The following is a 15,817-nucleotide window of genomic DNA, read 5'->3' on the forward strand; positions in this document are numbered from 1 at the left end:
CCCTCATCACCCACCATCCCCATTTCGGCCAGCAGCATCACGAACCACCTTGGCGCGGCCTGTTTGATATGCGTCCGCCCGCATCCAGGGGATGCGGGCGGCATCGGGCGTCAGATGGCGCCGTGGCAGTGCTTGAACTTCTTCCCGGACCCGCAGGGGCAGAGGTCGTTGCGCGAGGGGTTGCCCCAGGTCGTGGGGTCGGCCTCGACGAAGCCCGGACGCGCGCCCGGGTTCGGGGCGGGCTGGGGGCCTGATCGGGCTCGGGGGTCTGTTCGGGGGCCTGCATGGCGCGCTGCTGGTCGGCCATCTGGCGCAGCATCTCCTCGCGCTCGGCCTCGGTCAGCGGGCGGATCTGGCACAGGCGCTGCGTCACGTCAAAGCGCAGCCCGTCCAGCAGGCTCTCGAACAGCTGGAAGGCCTCGGTCTTGTATTCCGACAGCGGGTCGCGCTGCGCATAGCCGCGGAACCCCACGACCGACCGCAGATGATCCAGCGTCAGCAGGTGGTCGCGCCATTTCTGGTCGATCATCTGCAGCAGGACCTGCTTTTCGACCTGGACCATCGTCTCGGGCCCGAAGGCCGCGGCCTTGTCGGCCATGTAGCGGTCGCTGGCCTCGGTGATGCGCTCGCGCATGACCTCCTGGTCGACGCCCTCCTCCTCGGCCCAGTCCGGGATGGGCAGGTTCATGTTCAGGCGTTCCCGCACGGCGGTCTTCAGCCCCTCGGGATCCCACTGATCGGCATAGGACCGGGCGGGCATGTGATCCTCGACCATGTCGTCGATGACCTGGTGGCGCATGTCGGCGGTGATCTCGCCCACTTCCTCGCTGTCCATGATCTCGCGGCGCTGGCCGAAGATGGCCTTGCGCTGGTCGTTCATCACGTCGTCGAATTTCAGGAGTTGCTTGCGGATGTCGAAGTTGCGGCCCTCGACCTTGGCCTGGGCGCGTTCCAGCGACTTGTTCACCCACGGGTGCACGATCGCCTCGCCTTCCTTCATGCCCAAGGTGGACAGCACCTTGTCCAGACGGTCCGAGCCGAAGATCCGCATCAGATCGTCATCCAGCGACAGGAAGAACAGCGACCGCCCCGGATCGCCCTGACGGCCCGACCGGCCGCGCAGCTGGTTGTCGATGCGCCGCGATTCGTGACGTTCCGTGCCAAGGACGAACAGGCCCCCGGCCTCCAGCACCCGGGCCTTGGCATCGGCATGCTCGGCCTCGATCCGGGCGCGCAGCGCGTCGGGATCGGCATCGGGATCGGCGTTCAGCGCCTCCATCACCTTCATCTCGACATTGCCGCCCAGCTGGATGTCGGTGCCGCGGCCGGCCATGTTGGTGGCGATGGTCACCGCGCCCAGCTTGCCCGCATCGGCGACGATCTGCGCCTCGGCCTCGTGCTGGCGGGCGTTCAGGACGTTATGCGGGATGCCGTCGCGCTTCAGCATCTCGGACAGCATCTCGGACTTCTCGATGCTGGTGGTGCCGACCAAGGTGGGCTGGCCCTTGGCATGGGCTTCCTTGATGGCCTCGACCACGGCGGCGTATTTCTCGGCCGCGGTGCGATAGACGCGGTCATGTTCGTCGATCCGGGCGATGCCGCGATTGGTGGGCACCTCGACCACGCCCAGCTTGTAGATCTCGGCGAATTCCTCGGCCTCGGTCGATGCCGTGCCGGTCATGCCGCCCAGCTTGTCGTAAAGACGGAAATAGTTCTGGAAGGTCACCGATGCCAAGGTGACGTTCTCGGGCTGGATGTCCACGCCCTCCTTGGCCTCGATCGCCTGATGCAGACCGTCGGACAGGCGGCGGCCCTTCATCATCCGGCCGGTGAATTCGTCGATCAGCTGCACCTCGCCGTCGCGGACCATGTAATGCTGGTCGCGCAGGAACAGCTTGTGGGCCCGCAGCGCCTGGCTGGCATGATGGACGATGGTGGTGGATTCCGGGTCATATAGGGTCTGACCCTCGGGCAGGACGCCATCCGCGGTCAGCCGCTGTTCCAGGAACTCGTTGCCCTCCTCGGTGAAGGTCGCGTTGCGCGCCTTCTCGTCCAGCTTGTAATGCTCATCCGTCAGCAGGGGCACATAGGCGTCCAGCACCTTATAGAGCTCGGACCGGTCCTGGGACGGGCCGCTGATGATCAGCGGCGTGCGGGCCTCGTCGATCAGGATGCTGTCGACCTCGTCCACGATGGCGAAGTTGTGGCCGCGCTGGACCATCTCGGCCACGCTGCCCTTCATGTTGTCGCGCAGATAGTCGAAGCCCAGCTCGTTGTTGGTGGCATAGGTCACGTCGCAGGCATAGGCCTCGCGCTTCTCGGCCTCGGGCTGGAAGGGGACGACGACGCCGCAGGTCATGCCCAGCTGGGCATAGACCTTGGACATCCATTCGGCGTCGCGCTTGGCCAGGTAATCGTTGACGGTGACGACATGCACGCCCTTGCCCGACAGCGCGTTCAGATAGGCGGGGAAGGTCGCGACCAGGGTCTTGCCCTCGCCGGTCTTCATTTCCGCGATATTGCCCTGATGCAGGAAGATCCCGCCCATCAGCTGCACATCGAAGGCGCGCAGGCCCAGGGCGCGCCGGGCCCCTTCGCGACAGTTCGCAAAGGCCTCGGGCAGGATGTCGTCCAGATCCTCGCCCCCCGCCACGCGGGACTGGAATTCGCGGGTCTTGTCGATCAGGCCCTGGTCGGACAGGGTCTTGAACTCGTCCTCCAGGGCGTTGATGCGTGCCACCAGAGGGCGCGTGCCCTTCACCTTGCGGTCATTGGGCGTGCCAAAGACCATCTTCGCCAGATTGCCGATCATGTTACCTTCGCCATCACGTTGTCGGGAAGGCGCGTCACCGGGCGCCCACTTGCCCGTACCGGCCGCATTGCCGTATCAGGGGCCTGAACGAACGCGGCGGCAAAGCCTTCCACGGAGTTGTCTGCGGATGTAGGCCCCGCCCGCCTGACTGTCAATGTTGGCCCGCCCCGCGAGGGGCCGCCCGATGCTCAAAGGAAAGCCCATGACCCGACCGTTCCTGCTGGCCGCCGCCCTGATCGCGGCGCCCGTCCTCGCCACCCCCGTGCTGGCCCAGGATGGCGGGGCCGACCAGGTCGTGGCGACCGTCAACGGCCAGGACATCACCCTGGGCCAGATGATCGTCATGAAGCAGTCGATCCAGGACCCGGCCATGGCGAACCTGCCCGACCAGGCGCTGTGGGACATGATGCTGGACCAGCTGATCCGCCAGGCCGCCGTGGCCGATGCCGCCCAGCAGGATGCCGGCGTGCGCGCCCAGCTGGAACTGCAGCGCCGCAACACCCTGGCATCGGCCACCGTCAGCCAGATCGCCGAGACCGAGCCTGCCGAGGCCGAGCTGCAGACCGCCTATGACCGGCTGTTCGCCGAGGCCGGAAACGTCACGGAATACAACGCCGCCCATATCCTGGTGGAAACCGAGGAGGAGGCCGCCGAGATCAAGGCCCAGCTGGATGACGGCGCCGATTTCGGCGAGCTGGCGGAAACCGCCTCGACCGGTCCCTCGGGCCCGAACCGCGGCGATCTGGGCTGGTTCGCCGCCGATCAGATGGTCCCGCCCTTTGCCGAGGCCGTGGCCGCGATGCAGCCGGGCACGATCTCGGACCCGGTGCAGACGGAATTCGGCTGGCACGTGATCCAGCTGAACGAGACCCGCCTGCGCGAGGCCCCCGCCCTGGCCGAGGTGCGCGACCAGATCTCGCAGATGGTCCTGCGCGAGAAGGTCGAGGCCGAGATCCAGCGCTTGGTCGACGAGGCCGAAATCGACAAGACCGAAGGCCTGGACCCCGCGCGGCTGAACGCCACCGATCTGCTGGGGGCCGAGTGATGGGCAAGGCCGGACTTCCCGTATCGCCCTTGGCACCGGCGCGGTTTCCCGACCTGCCGGTGATCGCGGGCATCGATTTCGCCAGCGCCGCGGCGGGCGTGAAATATCAGGGCCGCGCGGATGTAACCCTGATCCGCATCGCGCCGGGCAGCACTTTGGCCGGGGCCTTCACCCGGTCATCGACCCGCGCGGCCTGCGTGCTGGACAACCAAGCCAAGCTGGCCCAAGGCGGCGACGCCCCCGAGGGCGCGGCGATCCTGATCAATTCCGGCAATGCCAATGCCTTCACCGGCGCGCGCGGCCAGCAATCGGTCGATGCCGTCTGCGCCGCCGTGGCGGGCGCGCTGGAGCTGCCGCAGGGGCGGGTCTTCACCTCCTCGACCGGGGTGATCGGGGAACCCTTGCCGCATGACCGGATCGTGGGCGTCGTGGACGATCTGGCGCGTGGTCTGGATGCCGGCGGCGCGGCCGGGGCCGCCCGCGCGATCATGACGACCGACACCTTCCCCAAGGGCGCCTGCGCCGAGGCGGGGGGCATCCGCATCGCGGGCATCGCCAAGGGTTCGGGGATGATCGCGCCTGACATGGCGACGATGCTGGTCTATGTCTTCACCGATGCCGCGATCCCCGCGGCGCTCCTGCAACAGGCGCTGTCGGCGGGGATGGATGGGACCTTCAACGCGATCACGGTGGACAGCGACACCTCGACCTCGGACGCGCTGATCCTGGCGGCGACGGGCCGGGCGGATGCCGCGCCGATCACCGATCTGGACAGCCCCGCGGGCCGTGATTTCGTGACCGCCCTGCATGGGGTGATGCGCGATCTGGCCCATCAGGTCGTCCGCGACGGCGAAGGCGCCACGAAATTCGTCGAGATCGCCGTGACCGGCGCCGCCGACGATGCTGATGCGCATCGCGTCGCTATGGCCATCGCCAATTCGCCCTTGGTCAAGACCGCCATCGCGGGCGAGGACGCCAATTGGGGCCGCATCGTCATGGCCGTGGGCAAGTCCGGCGCGCAGGCCGATCGCGACCGGCTGACCATCCGCTTCGGGGACATGGTCCTGGCCCGCGACGGCTGGCGCGATCCCGGCTATGACGAGGCCGCGGCCAGCGCCTACATGAAGAACGAGGACCTGCGCATCGGCGTCGATCTGGGGCTGGGGCAGGGGGCGCGCACCGTCTGGACCTGCGATCTGACGCATGGCTATATCGACATCAACGCGGATTACCGGTCTTGAGGACGGTCCTCGTCTCGGCCGTGGCGCTGATCGATCCCGACGGGCGGGTGCTGCTGGCACAGCGCCCGGAGGGCAAGGCGATGGCCGGCCTGTGGGAATTTCCCGGCGGCAAGGTCGAACCGGGCGAGACCCCCGAGGCCGCCCTGATCCGCGAGCTGGACGAGGAGCTGGGCATCCAGACCTGGAACAGCTGCTTGGCGCCCCTGACCTTCGCCAGCCACAGCTATGACGATTTCCACCTGCTGATGCCGGTCTTTGCCTGCCGCCGCTGGCAGGGAATCGTCCAGCCGCGCGAGGGGCAGGCGCTGGCCTGGGTCCGGGCCCGCGATTTGCGCGATTACCCCATGCCTGCGGCGGATATCCCACTGATTCCCATGCTGGAAATGTGGCTATAATGTCGCAAATGTGATGGAACTGCTTGGCAACTCCGCCCTAAAAGTCGTAGACTGTGATTATCATTAGCTAGTTTTTAACCATTTCATGACTACCTTTCCCCATGGGCGCAGAGGAGGCTTGACATGATCCGCACCATCTCGATCGGCAGCTACATTTCGATCCAAGGCCTGTTCGAGGGCGTGACCCCCAGTGGCACCATGCTGGTGCGCGTGGGCAACCGCACCTTCGAAGGCAAGCCGATCGGCTGCTGACCCGACCCGCCAGGGGTCGGACCGGAACATCAGAAAGGGGCGGTCCCAACGGGACCGCCCCTTTTGTCATTCCTGAAGGAAAGGGGCGCGACCCGCAGGCCGCGCCACCCGATCATGCCGCCAGGTCGAACCGGTCGGCATCCATGACCTTGACCCAGGCCGCGACGAAGTCGTCCAGGAACTTCTGGCGGCTGTCATCCTGGGCATAGACCTCGGCATAGCTGCGCAGGATCGAATTCGAGCCCACGGTCACATCCACGCGCGAGGCCTGCCACTTGACCGCATCCGTGCGGCGATCGCGGATCTCGTAGATCTCGGCATCGCCCTCGGCCTTGGTCCAGCGGTTGGCCATATCCGTCAGGTTGACGAAGAAGTCCTGCGTCAGCGCACCTTCGCGATCGGTCAGCACGCCCAGCTTGGAGCCGCCATGATTGGCCCCGATCACCCGCAGACCGCCCAGCAGGACGACCATCTCGGGCGCGGTCAGGCCCATCAGCTGCGCGCGGTCCAGCAGCAGTTCCTCGGCATTGACGCGGAAATCGGCCTTCAGCCAGTTGCGGAAGCCGTCATGGATCGGCTCCATCGGCTCGAAGGATTCCGCGTCGGTCTGTTCGGCCGTCGCATCGCCGCGACCGGGCGAGAAGGGCACCTCGACCTGCGCGCCGGCCGCCTGGGCGGCCTTCTCGATGCCGACATTGCCGGCCAGCACGATCACGTCGGCCAAGGGCACGCCTGCCTCCTGCGCGATGGGCTGCAGGACCGACAGGACCTTCTGCAGGCGCTCGGGCTCATTGCCGACCCAGTCCTTCTGGGGGGCCAGGCGGATGCGCGCGCCATTGGCGCCGCCGCGCATGTCGGACCCGCGATAGGTCCGCGCGCTGTCCCAGGCCGTGGCGACCAGTTCGGCCACGGTCAGGTCGGTCTGGGCGATCCGGGCCTTCAGACCGGCGACGTCATAGTCGGTGCGGCCGGCGGGAACCGGGTCCTGCCAGATCAGGTCCTCGGACGGGACGTCCGGGCCGACATAGCGCGCCTTGGGGCCCATGTCGCGATGGGTCAGCTTGAACCAGGCGCGGGCGAAGGCGTCGTCGAAGCTGGCCGGGTCGGCCATGAACTTCTCGCAGATGGCGCGATAGGCGGGGTCGACCTTCATCGCCATATCCGCATCGGTCATGATGGGCATGGTCTTGATGGACGGATCCTCGACATCGGCGGGCATGTCCTCGGGCTTGATGTCCACGGGCTCCCACTGCCAAGCGCCGGCGGGGGATTTCCGCAGCTCCCATTCATGGCCGAAGAGCATGTCGAAATAGCCCATGTCCCATTTTGTCGGGTTCGAGGTCCAGGCGCCCTCGATGCCGCTGACCATCTGGTCGCGGCCGATGCCGCGGCGGCCGCGTGCCATCCAGCCCATGCCCTGATCGGTCAGGTCCGAGGCCTCGGGTTCGGCACCCATATCCTCGGCCCGGCCGTTGCCATGGCTCTTGCCGATGGTGTGGCCGCCGGCGGTCAGGGCGACGGTCTCCTCGTCGTTCATGGCCATGCGGGCGAAGGTCTCGCGCACCTGGGCGGCGGTGGCCATCGGGTCGGGCTTGCCGTTCACGCCCTCGGGGTTCACGTAGATCAGGCCCATCTGCACGGCGGCCAGCGGGTTCTCCATCGTGTCGGGCTTGTCCACCGCGGCATAGCGTTCGTCGGACGGCGCCAGCCATTCCTTTTCCGCGCCCCAGTAGATGTCCTTTTCGGGGTGCCAGATATCCTCGCGCCCGAAGGCGAAGCCGAAGGTCTTCAGGCCCGCCTGTTCATAGGCGATGGTCCCGGCCAGGATCATCAGGTCGGCCCAGCTGATCTTGTTGCCGTATTTCTTCTTGATCGGCCACAGCAGGCGGCGGCCCTTGTCGGTGTTGTTGTTGTCGGGCCAGCTGTTCAGCGGCGCGAAGCGCTGGTTGCCGGTCCCGGCCCCGCCGCGCCCGTCCGACAGGCGATAGGAGCCCGCCGCATGCCAGGCCACGCGGGCGAACATGCCGACATAGCTGCCCCAATCGGCGGGCCACCAGTCCTGGCTGTCCGTCATCAGCGCGCGGACATCGGCCTTCAGCGCCTCGACATCCAGCGATTTCAGCGCCTCGCGATAATCGAAATCGGGGCCGAGCGGGTTCGTCTTGCTGTCCTGCTGGTGGAGGATGTCGAAATTCAGCGCGCTCGGCCACCAATCGGTGTTCGAGGCCTGGGTCGAGGTATGGCTGCCATGCATCACCGGGCATTTGCCGGTGGGGATCGCGTTACCGTCCATGTCAGTCTCCTTCAAGGCTGGTCCCTTGCGGGACGGGCGAATCGTATGGGCAGAACCTACCCCTATCGGGCAATAAGGGGAATTTGATTTCCCTGATGATCATGCAAAGGCGCGCTTATGACGCGCCCCCAACCAAGGCGCGGTAATCATCCAGCATCGCCTGCAGCGCGGGACCGAAGCCGCCCATGTCGCCGCGCCATGACCGCCACAGCGCAGAGCCTGCCTCGTAGCCGCGCGCCAGATCGCCCGCGGCGGCCAAGGTCAGGGGCGGCGGGGCAGGGCGGTCCAGCCGGGCGCGAGTCTCCTCCGCCATGGCGCGCAGCATCGCGGGCCCCGCGATGGGCCCGTGCCGGGTCAGCGCCTCGGCCGCGCCATGCTGCAGGGACAGGATGACCGCCTCGGCCGGGGCGTCGATCAGGATCGCGACATAGAGGCCGTGGCGCATCGACCGGGTGACATGGGGGGCAAAGCAGGCCAGCCACGGCACCGCCGCCCAGCCCGGCGCGCCGACCGAGGCGCGCACCATCAGCCGCTCGGGCCTGTGGGCCACCGCATCGCGCAGCATCTGCGCCATGTCGCGGCGGAAATGACGCGCGAAGGCGCTGCCCCCCACGGGGCGGCGGCGCGCATGGACATAGTTCCGTGCCGCCTGGTGCAGCACAGGGCCGAGGGGGGTCAGACCAGCCGCCCTTCCTCCATCGCCGCGCGCACGAAGCCCGCAAACAGCGGCGCGGGGTCGAAGGGCTTGGATTTCAGCTCCGGGTGGGACTGCACGCCGATGAACCACGGATGGTCGGCATATTCCACGACCTCGGGCAGCTTGCCGTCGGGCGACATGCCCGAAAAGCGCAGGCCCGCCTGTTCCAGCTTTTCGCGATAGGTGGCGTCGACCTCGTAGCGGTGCCGGTGGCGGTCCTCGATCTCGGTCGCGCCGCCATAGACCTCGGAGATGCGCGAGCCCTCGGTCAGCACCGCCGTATAGGCGCCAAGCCGCATCGTGCCGCCCTTGTCGTCGCCGACCTTGCGACTGACGGTGTAATTGCCCTGCACCCATTCCTTCAGGTGATAGACGACGGGGGTGAAGCGGGTCTTGCCGGCCTCGTGGTCGAATTCCTCGGATCCCGCATCGGGCATGTCGGCCAGGTTGCGGGCGGCCTCGATCACGGCCATCTGCATCCCCAGGCAGATGCCCAGATAGGGGACCTTCTTCTCGCGCGCATAGCGGGCGGCGGTGACCATGCCCTCGGTCCCGCGCTCGCCGAAGCCGCCGGGCACGATGATGCCGTGATAGCCGTCCAGCCGGTGCGCGCCCTCGCCCTCCAGCGCCTCGCTGTCCACCCATTCGGCCTTGACGCGGACGCGGTTGGCCATGCCGCCATGGGTCAACGCCTCGGCGATGGATTTATAGGCATCCTCCAGCTGGGTGTACTTGCCGACGATGGCCACGCGGACCTCGCCCTCGGCATGTTCCAGCCGGTCCATCACGTCCTCCCATTTCGACAGGTCGGGACGCGGCGCGGGGCTGATCGCGAAGGCGTCCAGCACCGCGCGGTCGAGGCCCGCCCGGTGATAGGCCAAGGGCGCCTCGTAGATGGTCTTGAGGTCATAGGCCGGGATCACCGCATCGGGCCGCACGTTGCAGAAGAGCGCGATCTTGGCGCGTTCCTTTTCCGGGATCGGATGTTCGGACCGGCAGACCAGCACGTCGGGCGCAAGGCCGATGGATTGCAGTTCCTTGACGGAGTGCTGGGTCGGCTTGGTCTTCAATTCGCCCGAGGCCGCCAGATAGGGCAGCAGCGTCAGGTGCATCAGGATGCATTCGCCGCGCGGGCGTTCATGGATGAACTGGCGGATGGCTTCGAAGAAGGGCAGGCCCTCGATATCGCCGACCGTGCCGCCGATCTCGCAGAGCATGAAATCGACCTCGTCCCCGCCGATCGACAGGAAGTCCTTGATCTCGTTGGTGACGTGGGGAATGACCTGGATGGTCTTGCCCAGATATTCGCCGCGGCGTTCCTTTTCCAGCACGTTGGAATAGACGCGGCCGCTGCTGATGCTGTCGGTCTTGCGCGCGCTGACGCCGGTGAAGCGTTCGTAATGGCCCAGATCCAGGTCGGTTTCCGCGCCGTCATCGGTGACGAAGACCTCGCCATGCTCGAACGGGCTCATCGTGCCGGGATCGACGTTTAGATAGGGGTCCAGCTTGCGCAGGCGGACGGTGAAGCCGCGGGCCTGCAGCAGCGCGCCCAGGGCCGCCGATGCCAGACCCTTGCCCAGGCTCGACACGACGCCGCCGGTGATGAAGATGTAACGCGCCATGAAGGCCCCCGTGATGCAGAATTCTCAGATCGTGCGGTCCGGATGCGGATATCCACGGGGCCTGCGAAATAACCGATTCGCCCCGAGGTCGCAACGGACCGCAAGTGGATCGGGGCGATCCTTGCGATCGCCCCGTGGCAGTGGTGTCGGTGATCAGTTGGCCGGCGCGGGCGGCGTCAGGGGCTGATCCGTGTCGGGTGCGGCCGGTGCCTCGGTGGCCGGGGCCTCGGTGGCGGGTGCCTCGGGCGCCGGTGCTTCGGTCGCCGGGGCCGCGGGCGGGGTCACCGCATCGGCGGGCGCCTCGGCGGCCGGGGGCGCTGCGGGGGTCACCGGCTGGGCGGGCGCTTCGGCGGCAGGGGCCTGGGGCGCGTCGGTCGCGGGGCTGGGCGGGACCAGCGGGTTGCCCTCGGTCGTGGGCGGGGGCGTATAGGTTAGCAGGCCGGGCAGGCCCGGGGCCGAGGGCTGTTCGGTCGCGGTGCCGCCGAACTGGTCCATGATCGACCCGGTGCTGACGCTGCGCGCGGCCAGGACCGTTAGGATCAGCGAGGTGCAGAAGATCGCCACGCCCAGGATCCAGGTCAGCCGCGTCAGCGCATTGGCCGCCTGCCGTCCCGACATCACGCCGCCGCCGGCGCCGCCACCGCCGCCCATGCCCAGCCCGCCCCCTTCGGAACGCTGCAGCAGGACGACCCCGGTCAGCACCACGGCCAGGATCAGATGGACGGTCAGGATGACGTTTTCCACGGCTTTCGGCCTTTCATTTGCGGACGCGCCTATCTAGTCACCTGTCGGGGTGATGGCAAGCAAGAGTGTCCGATGGTTGCGGTGATGATCCAAGGCACGGGCTCGAACGTGGGCAAGTCGCTGCTGGTGGCGGGGCTGTGCCGGGCTGCGCGCAGGCGCGGCATCGCGGTCGCGCCCTTCAAGCCGCAGAACATGTCCAACAACGCCGCCGTCACCGCGGACGGGGGCGAGATCGGCCGCGCCCAGGCCCTGCAGGCCCGCGCCTGCGGGCTGGAGCCTGCGACCGACATGAACCCCGTCCTGCTGAAGCCCGAGACCGATCGCGGCGCGCAGGTCATCCTGCAGGGCCGCGCCATCGCCCGGGCTGAGGCGCGCGACTATCAGGGTCTGAAGCCGCGCCTGCTGGCCGGCGTGCTGGAGAGCTTCGCGCGCCTGTCGGCCGCCCATGACATGGTGATCGTCGAGGGCGCGGGCAGCCCGGCCGAGGTCAACCTGCGCCCCCGCGACATCGCCAATATGGGATTCGCCCGCGCCGCCGGGGTGCCCGTGGTGCTGGCGGGCGATATCGACCGGGGCGGCGTGATCGCCCAGATCGTGGGCACCCAGGCCGTGATCGATCCCGCCGATGCGGCGATGATCCGGGGATTCCTGATCAACAAGTTCCGGGGCGATCCGCGGCTGTTCGATGACGGCTACGACCTGATCCGGGCGCGGACCGGATGGCCGGGATTCGGCATGGTGCCTTGGTTTCCGGGCGCCCACCGCCTGCCGGCCGAGGATGCTGTGGACCTGCGCGGGGGCGGCAGCTCGGGGCTGCATGTGGTCTGCCTGACCCTGTCGCGGATCGCCAATTTCGACGACCTGGACCCCTTGGCGGCCGAGCCGGGGGTGCGGCTGACCATGCTGGGTCCGGGCCGGGCCATTCCGGGCGATGCCGATCTGGTGATCCTGCCCGGCACGAAATCGACGCTTGGCGATCTGGCCTTTCTGCGCGACCAGGGCTGGGACATCGACCTGGCCGCCCATCGCAGGCGCGGGGGGCATGTGCTGGGCATCTGCGGCGGATACCAGATGCTGGGCCGGGTGATCGACGATCCCTCTGGCGCGGACGGGGTGGCCGGTCAGGTGCCGGGCCTGGGCCTTCTGGACGTGACGACCGTGATGGCGCCGGAGAAGCGCGTGATCCGCGCGACCGGCACCGCGATGGGCCGGACCGTCACCGGATACGAGATCCATATGGGCCGGACCGCCGGCCCCGACTGCGCGCGCCCCTTCGCGATGATCCCCGGGCCGGATGGCGCGATCAGCCCCGACGGGCGGGTCATGGGCAGCTATCTGCACGGGCTGTTTTCGGACGATGCCTTCCGCGCGGCCTTTCTGGCGCGGATGGGCGCGCCGTCGCGCCCGGGATACGAGGCCGGGGTGGATGCCGTGCTGGACGATCTGGCCGATCACCTTGAGGCGCATCTGGACGTGGCGGCCCTGCTGGCGGTGGCCCGGTGACGCGCGGCGCCGATCCGGCGCAGATGTGACCTCGTGGTGCTGGACGAAGCGGGGCGGGCGCGCTACCTGAGGGGCATGGAACATGCAAAGCCGCCCCTGAAGCTGTATCTCGCCGCGCCGCGCGGTTTCTGCGCGGGCGTGGATCGCGCCATCAAGATCGTCGAGATGGCGATCCGGAAATGGGGCGCGCCCGTCTATGTCCGCCACGAGATCGTGCACAACAAATATGTCGTGGACCAGCTGCGCGACCAGGGGGCGGTCTTTGTCGAGGAGCTGGACGAATGTCCCGATGACCGTCCGGTGATCTTTTCCGCCCATGGCGTGCCCAAGGCCGTCCCCGCCGAGGCGCGGCGGCGCGAGATGGTCTATGTCGACGCGACCTGCCCGCTGGTCAGCAAGGTCCATATCGAGGCCGAGCGGCACCACGCGGCGGGCCTGCAGATGGTGATGATCGGCCATGCCGGTCACCCGGAGGTTCTGGGCACCATGGGCCAGCTGCCCGAGGGCGAGGTGATCCTGGTCGAGGATGCGGCCGATGTCGCCCGGATCGCGGTCCGCGACCCCGAGCGTCTGGCCTTCATCACCCAGACCACCCTGTCGGTCGATGACACGGCCGCGGTCGTGGCGGCCCTGCAGGCGCGGTTTCCTGCGATCATCGGCCCGGCCAAGGAAGACATCTGCTATGCCACCACCAACCGCCAGGCGGCGGTCAAGGCGATCGCGCCCCATATCGACGCGCTGCTGGTGATCGGGGCCGAGAATTCCAGCAACTCGAAGCGGCTGGTCGAGGTGGGGCGCGCCGCGGGCTGTGGCTATGCCCAGCTGGTCATGCGCGCGGCCGAGATCGACTGGCGCGCGCTGGACGGCATCGCCAGCATCGGCGTGACCGCGGGGGCCAGCGCGCCCGAGGTGCTGATCAACGAGGTGATCGACGCCTTCCATGACCGCTATGCCGTCACCGTCGAGATCGTCGAGACCGCGGTCGAGCGGGTCGAGTTCAAGGTGCCGCGGGTCCTGCGCGAGACCGCCTGACCGGGGGCCAGCCCCCGGACCCCCGGGGTATTTGGACAACGAAGAAGAGGTTCTGGGGTGCGGCTCTATTCCATGCCTTCGTCGGGCAACAGCTACAAGGTGCGGCTGCTGCTGGCGCTGACCGGGCGGGACTGCCCGCGGGTCGATGTCGAATATGGCAGCCCGGCCTTGGAGGCCGCGCATCGCGAGGGGCGGCTGCCTTTCGGCAAGGCGCCGGTGCTGGAGGTCGAGCCGGGCGTGATGCTGGCGGAATCGAACGCGATCCTGTGCTGGCTGGGCGAGGGCGGGCCGTTCTGGCCCGCGGATCCGCTGGAGCGGGCGCGGATGATGGCCTGGATGTTTTGGGAGCAGAACCAGCATGAGGGCGTGATCGCCGTGCGGGCGGCGCTGGTCACCTATCCCCATCGAGCGGCCGAGGCCACGCCCGAGCGGATGGCGGCGCTGCTGGAGGCGGGGCATCGCCTGCTGGGGGTGATGGAGGCGCATCTGGACGGGCGAGACTGGCTGGTGGGCGCGGGGCCGAGCCTGGCCGACATCTGTCTTTATGCCTATACGCATAAGGCGGGATGCCGGGGCGGGTTTGCGATGGACCGTTTCCCCGCGATCGGGGCATGGCTGGACCGGGTTGCCGGTCTGCCGGGATATGTGGGGCTGGATGACTGATCTTTATGCCTGGACCGATGGCGCCTGCAGCGGCAATCCCGGCCCCGGGGGCTGGGGCGTGCTGATGCGCGCGCTGGACGGCGCGACCGTCGTAAAGCAGCGTGAGCTGCAGGGCGGCGAGGCGCAGACCACCAACAACCGCATGGAGCTGATGGCCGCGATCAGCGCGCTGGAGGCGCTGAGGCGACCCAGCCAGATCGTGATCGTGACCGACAGCAATTACGTCAAGAACGGCGTGACCCAGTGGATCCATGGCTGGAAGCGCAACGGCTGGAAGACCGCTGACCGAAAGCCCGTCAAGAATGTCGAGCTGTGGCAGCGGCTGGATGCCGCGCAGGCCGCGCATAAGGTCGAGTGGCGCTGGATCAAGGGCCATGCCGGCCATGCCGAGAACGAGCGCGCCGATGAGCTGGCGCGCGCCGGGATGGCGCCCTTCAAATGACGCTGGCCGCCTTGGTCACGGTGCTGGATTACGGATCGGTGCTGATCTTTGCGCTGACCGGGGCGCTGGTGGCCAGCCGGGCGCAGCTGGACCCGGTGGGCTTCGTCTTCATGGCGGCGCTGACGGCGGTCGGGGGCGGCACGCTGCGCGACCTGATCCTGAACCGCGAGGCGGTGTTCTGGGTCGCCAATCCCTCCTATGTGCTGATGGCGGCGGGGGCTGCGCTGGTCGTGTTCTGGACCGCGCATCTGCTGGAGAGCCGCCAGCGCTGGCTGGTCTGGCTGGACAGCGTGGCCTTGGCCGTGGCGGTGGCCGCAGGGGCGGGCGTGGCGATGGAGATGGGATCGCCCCCGGTCATCGTGGTCATCATGGGCATCGCCACCGGCACCTTCGGCGGGCTGATGCGCGATGTGGTGGGCAACGAGGTGCCGCTGGTCTTCAAGCAGGGCGAGCTGTATCTGACCGCAGCCTTCGGCGGCGCCGTGGCCGCGGTGGTGCTGGTCTGGCTGGGGCTGAACCGGGCCGAGGCGCTGATCGCGGGCGCGGTCGTGGTCTGGGTGCTGCGGGCGGGCAGCCTGGCCTTTGGTTGGGCGCTGCCGCTTTATCGGCCGCGCCCGCCGCGGCGCTAGCGCGGGACCGGCGGGCCTGTGCGGCCCGGCTGCATGTTCTGGACCCCGCCGCGCAGCCCTTGGCCGATCCGATGCGCCAGCTGCGACCAGGCCCGCGCGGACCAAGGGGGCAGGGTGCGGCGCAGGGCCTCGTCGAAGAGCGCCAGCCAGATCTCGAAATGTTCGGGGCGGACATTGCCCGCCGAGAGATGCGCGCGCATCGGGCTGCCGTTATAGCCCGCCTTGTTCAGGATCGCGCCCGCCCAGAAGGCGGTGATGCGTGCCTCATGCGCGGGCCAGTCGCCGACATGCTCGGCGAAGATCGGGCCCAGCACCTCGTGCCGGCGCACGGCGCCGTAGAAGACGGCGACCGTGCGGGCGATTTCGGGTTCGGTGATGTCGAAACGCGGCTCCATCCGGCGCAGATGGACCGGCGGGGGGATGGTTGCAAGGGGGGCCGCGCGGCGC

The 15,817-nt window shown here is 68.2% G+C and carries 15 protein-coding genes; 9 read left to right on the forward strand and 6 right to left on the reverse strand.

The features are described 5' to 3' along the window. Positions 1 to 37: 37 nt before the first annotated feature. On the reverse strand, positions 38 to 2,812 hold the full coding sequence (gene secA / locus JHW48_RS05220) for a preprotein translocase subunit SecA (RefSeq protein ID WP_473093026.1): 2,775 nt from the start codon (positions 2,810 to 2,812) through the stop codon (positions 38 to 40). Between the two features lie 202 nt (positions 2,813 to 3,014). Between secA and JHW48_RS05225 the strand changes: the two genes are divergently transcribed. The 4 genes from JHW48_RS05225 (at position 3,015) to JHW48_RS05240 (ending at position 5,745) form a co-directional block, all read left to right on the forward strand. Next, complete coding sequence (locus tag JHW48_RS05225) at positions 3,015 to 3,857, forward strand: peptidylprolyl isomerase (RefSeq protein WP_119887449.1); 843 nt, start codon at positions 3,015 to 3,017, stop codon at positions 3,855 to 3,857. Beyond that, positions 3,857 to 5,098, forward strand: coding sequence for a bifunctional glutamate N-acetyltransferase/amino-acid acetyltransferase ArgJ (argJ, locus tag JHW48_RS05230; protein ID WP_119887450.1), 1,242 nt, complete (start codon positions 3,857 to 3,859; stop codon positions 5,096 to 5,098). Before JHW48_RS05225 ends, argJ begins: the two co-directional genes overlap by 1 nt. Next, positions 5,095 to 5,493, forward strand: coding sequence for a (deoxy)nucleoside triphosphate pyrophosphohydrolase (locus tag JHW48_RS05235; RefSeq protein ID WP_119887451.1), 399 nt, complete (start codon positions 5,095 to 5,097; stop codon positions 5,491 to 5,493). The genes argJ and JHW48_RS05235 overlap by 4 nt, the downstream gene beginning before the upstream one ends. A gap of 123 nt (positions 5,494 to 5,616) precedes the next feature. Then, positions 5,617 to 5,745 (forward strand): hypothetical protein, encoded by a 129-nt coding sequence (locus JHW48_RS05240; RefSeq protein WP_272835796.1) that lies wholly within the window; start codon positions 5,617 to 5,619, stop codon positions 5,743 to 5,745. Positions 5,746 to 5,857: 112 nt separating this feature from the next. Here JHW48_RS05240 and katG read toward each other — a convergent pair whose 3' ends face one another. The 4 genes from katG to secG form a co-directional block, all read right to left on the reverse strand. Further along, positions 5,858 to 8,038 (reverse strand): catalase/peroxidase HPI, encoded by a 2,181-nt coding sequence (gene katG / locus JHW48_RS05245; RefSeq protein ID WP_119887452.1) that lies wholly within the window; start codon positions 8,036 to 8,038, stop codon positions 5,858 to 5,860. 115 nt (positions 8,039 to 8,153) lie between these two features. Next, positions 8,154 to 8,699, reverse strand: a complete 546-nt coding sequence (locus JHW48_RS05250; protein WP_170152355.1) for an MrcB family domain-containing protein — start codon at positions 8,697 to 8,699, stop codon at positions 8,154 to 8,156. A gap of 14 nt (positions 8,700 to 8,713) precedes the next feature. After that, positions 8,714 to 10,357: a CTP synthase gene (locus JHW48_RS05255; RefSeq protein WP_119887454.1), complete on the reverse strand. Its 1,644-nt coding sequence runs from the start codon at positions 10,355 to 10,357 to the stop codon at positions 8,714 to 8,716. A gap of 153 nt (positions 10,358 to 10,510) precedes the next feature. Then, positions 10,511 to 11,101, reverse strand: coding sequence for a preprotein translocase subunit SecG (gene secG / locus JHW48_RS05260; protein ID WP_272835797.1), 591 nt, complete (start codon positions 11,099 to 11,101; stop codon positions 10,511 to 10,513). 72 nt (positions 11,102 to 11,173) lie between these two features. On the opposite strand from secG, the gene JHW48_RS05265 reads away from it, so the two are divergent. The 5 genes from JHW48_RS05265 (at position 11,174) to JHW48_RS05285 (ending at position 15,370) form a co-directional block, all read left to right on the forward strand. Next, positions 11,174 to 12,604, forward strand: coding sequence for a cobyric acid synthase (locus tag JHW48_RS05265; RefSeq protein WP_119885293.1), 1,431 nt, complete (start codon positions 11,174 to 11,176; stop codon positions 12,602 to 12,604). A 75-nt stretch (positions 12,605 to 12,679) separates the two neighbouring features. Beyond that, positions 12,680 to 13,636: a 4-hydroxy-3-methylbut-2-enyl diphosphate reductase gene (gene ispH / locus JHW48_RS05270; RefSeq protein ID WP_119885294.1), complete on the forward strand. Its 957-nt coding sequence runs from the start codon at positions 12,680 to 12,682 to the stop codon at positions 13,634 to 13,636. A gap of 57 nt (positions 13,637 to 13,693) precedes the next feature. Continuing rightward, positions 13,694 to 14,299: a glutathione S-transferase family protein gene (locus JHW48_RS05275; RefSeq protein WP_119885295.1), complete on the forward strand. Its 606-nt coding sequence runs from the start codon at positions 13,694 to 13,696 to the stop codon at positions 14,297 to 14,299. After that, a complete protein-coding gene (gene rnhA / locus JHW48_RS05280) occupies positions 14,292 to 14,741 on the forward strand; it encodes a ribonuclease HI (protein WP_119885296.1) in 450 nt (149 codons plus the stop codon). Before JHW48_RS05275 ends, rnhA begins: the two co-directional genes overlap by 8 nt. Further along, the gene (locus JHW48_RS05285) at positions 14,738 to 15,370 is read left to right on the forward strand and encodes a trimeric intracellular cation channel family protein (protein ID WP_119885297.1); all 633 of its coding nucleotides are present in this window, start codon (positions 14,738 to 14,740) and stop codon (positions 15,368 to 15,370) included. Before rnhA ends, JHW48_RS05285 begins: the two co-directional genes overlap by 4 nt. Here JHW48_RS05285 and JHW48_RS05290 read toward each other — a convergent pair. After that, complete coding sequence (locus tag JHW48_RS05290; protein ID WP_119885298.1) at positions 15,367 to 15,765, reverse strand: group III truncated hemoglobin; 399 nt, start codon at positions 15,763 to 15,765, stop codon at positions 15,367 to 15,369. The genes JHW48_RS05285 and JHW48_RS05290 overlap by 4 nt on opposite strands. Positions 15,766 to 15,817 lie beyond the last annotated feature (52 nt).

This window comes from Paracoccus aestuarii (assembly GCF_028553885.1).
In the GTDB taxonomy this organism is placed as follows: domain Bacteria; phylum Pseudomonadota; class Alphaproteobacteria; order Rhodobacterales; family Rhodobacteraceae; genus Paracoccus; species Paracoccus aestuarii.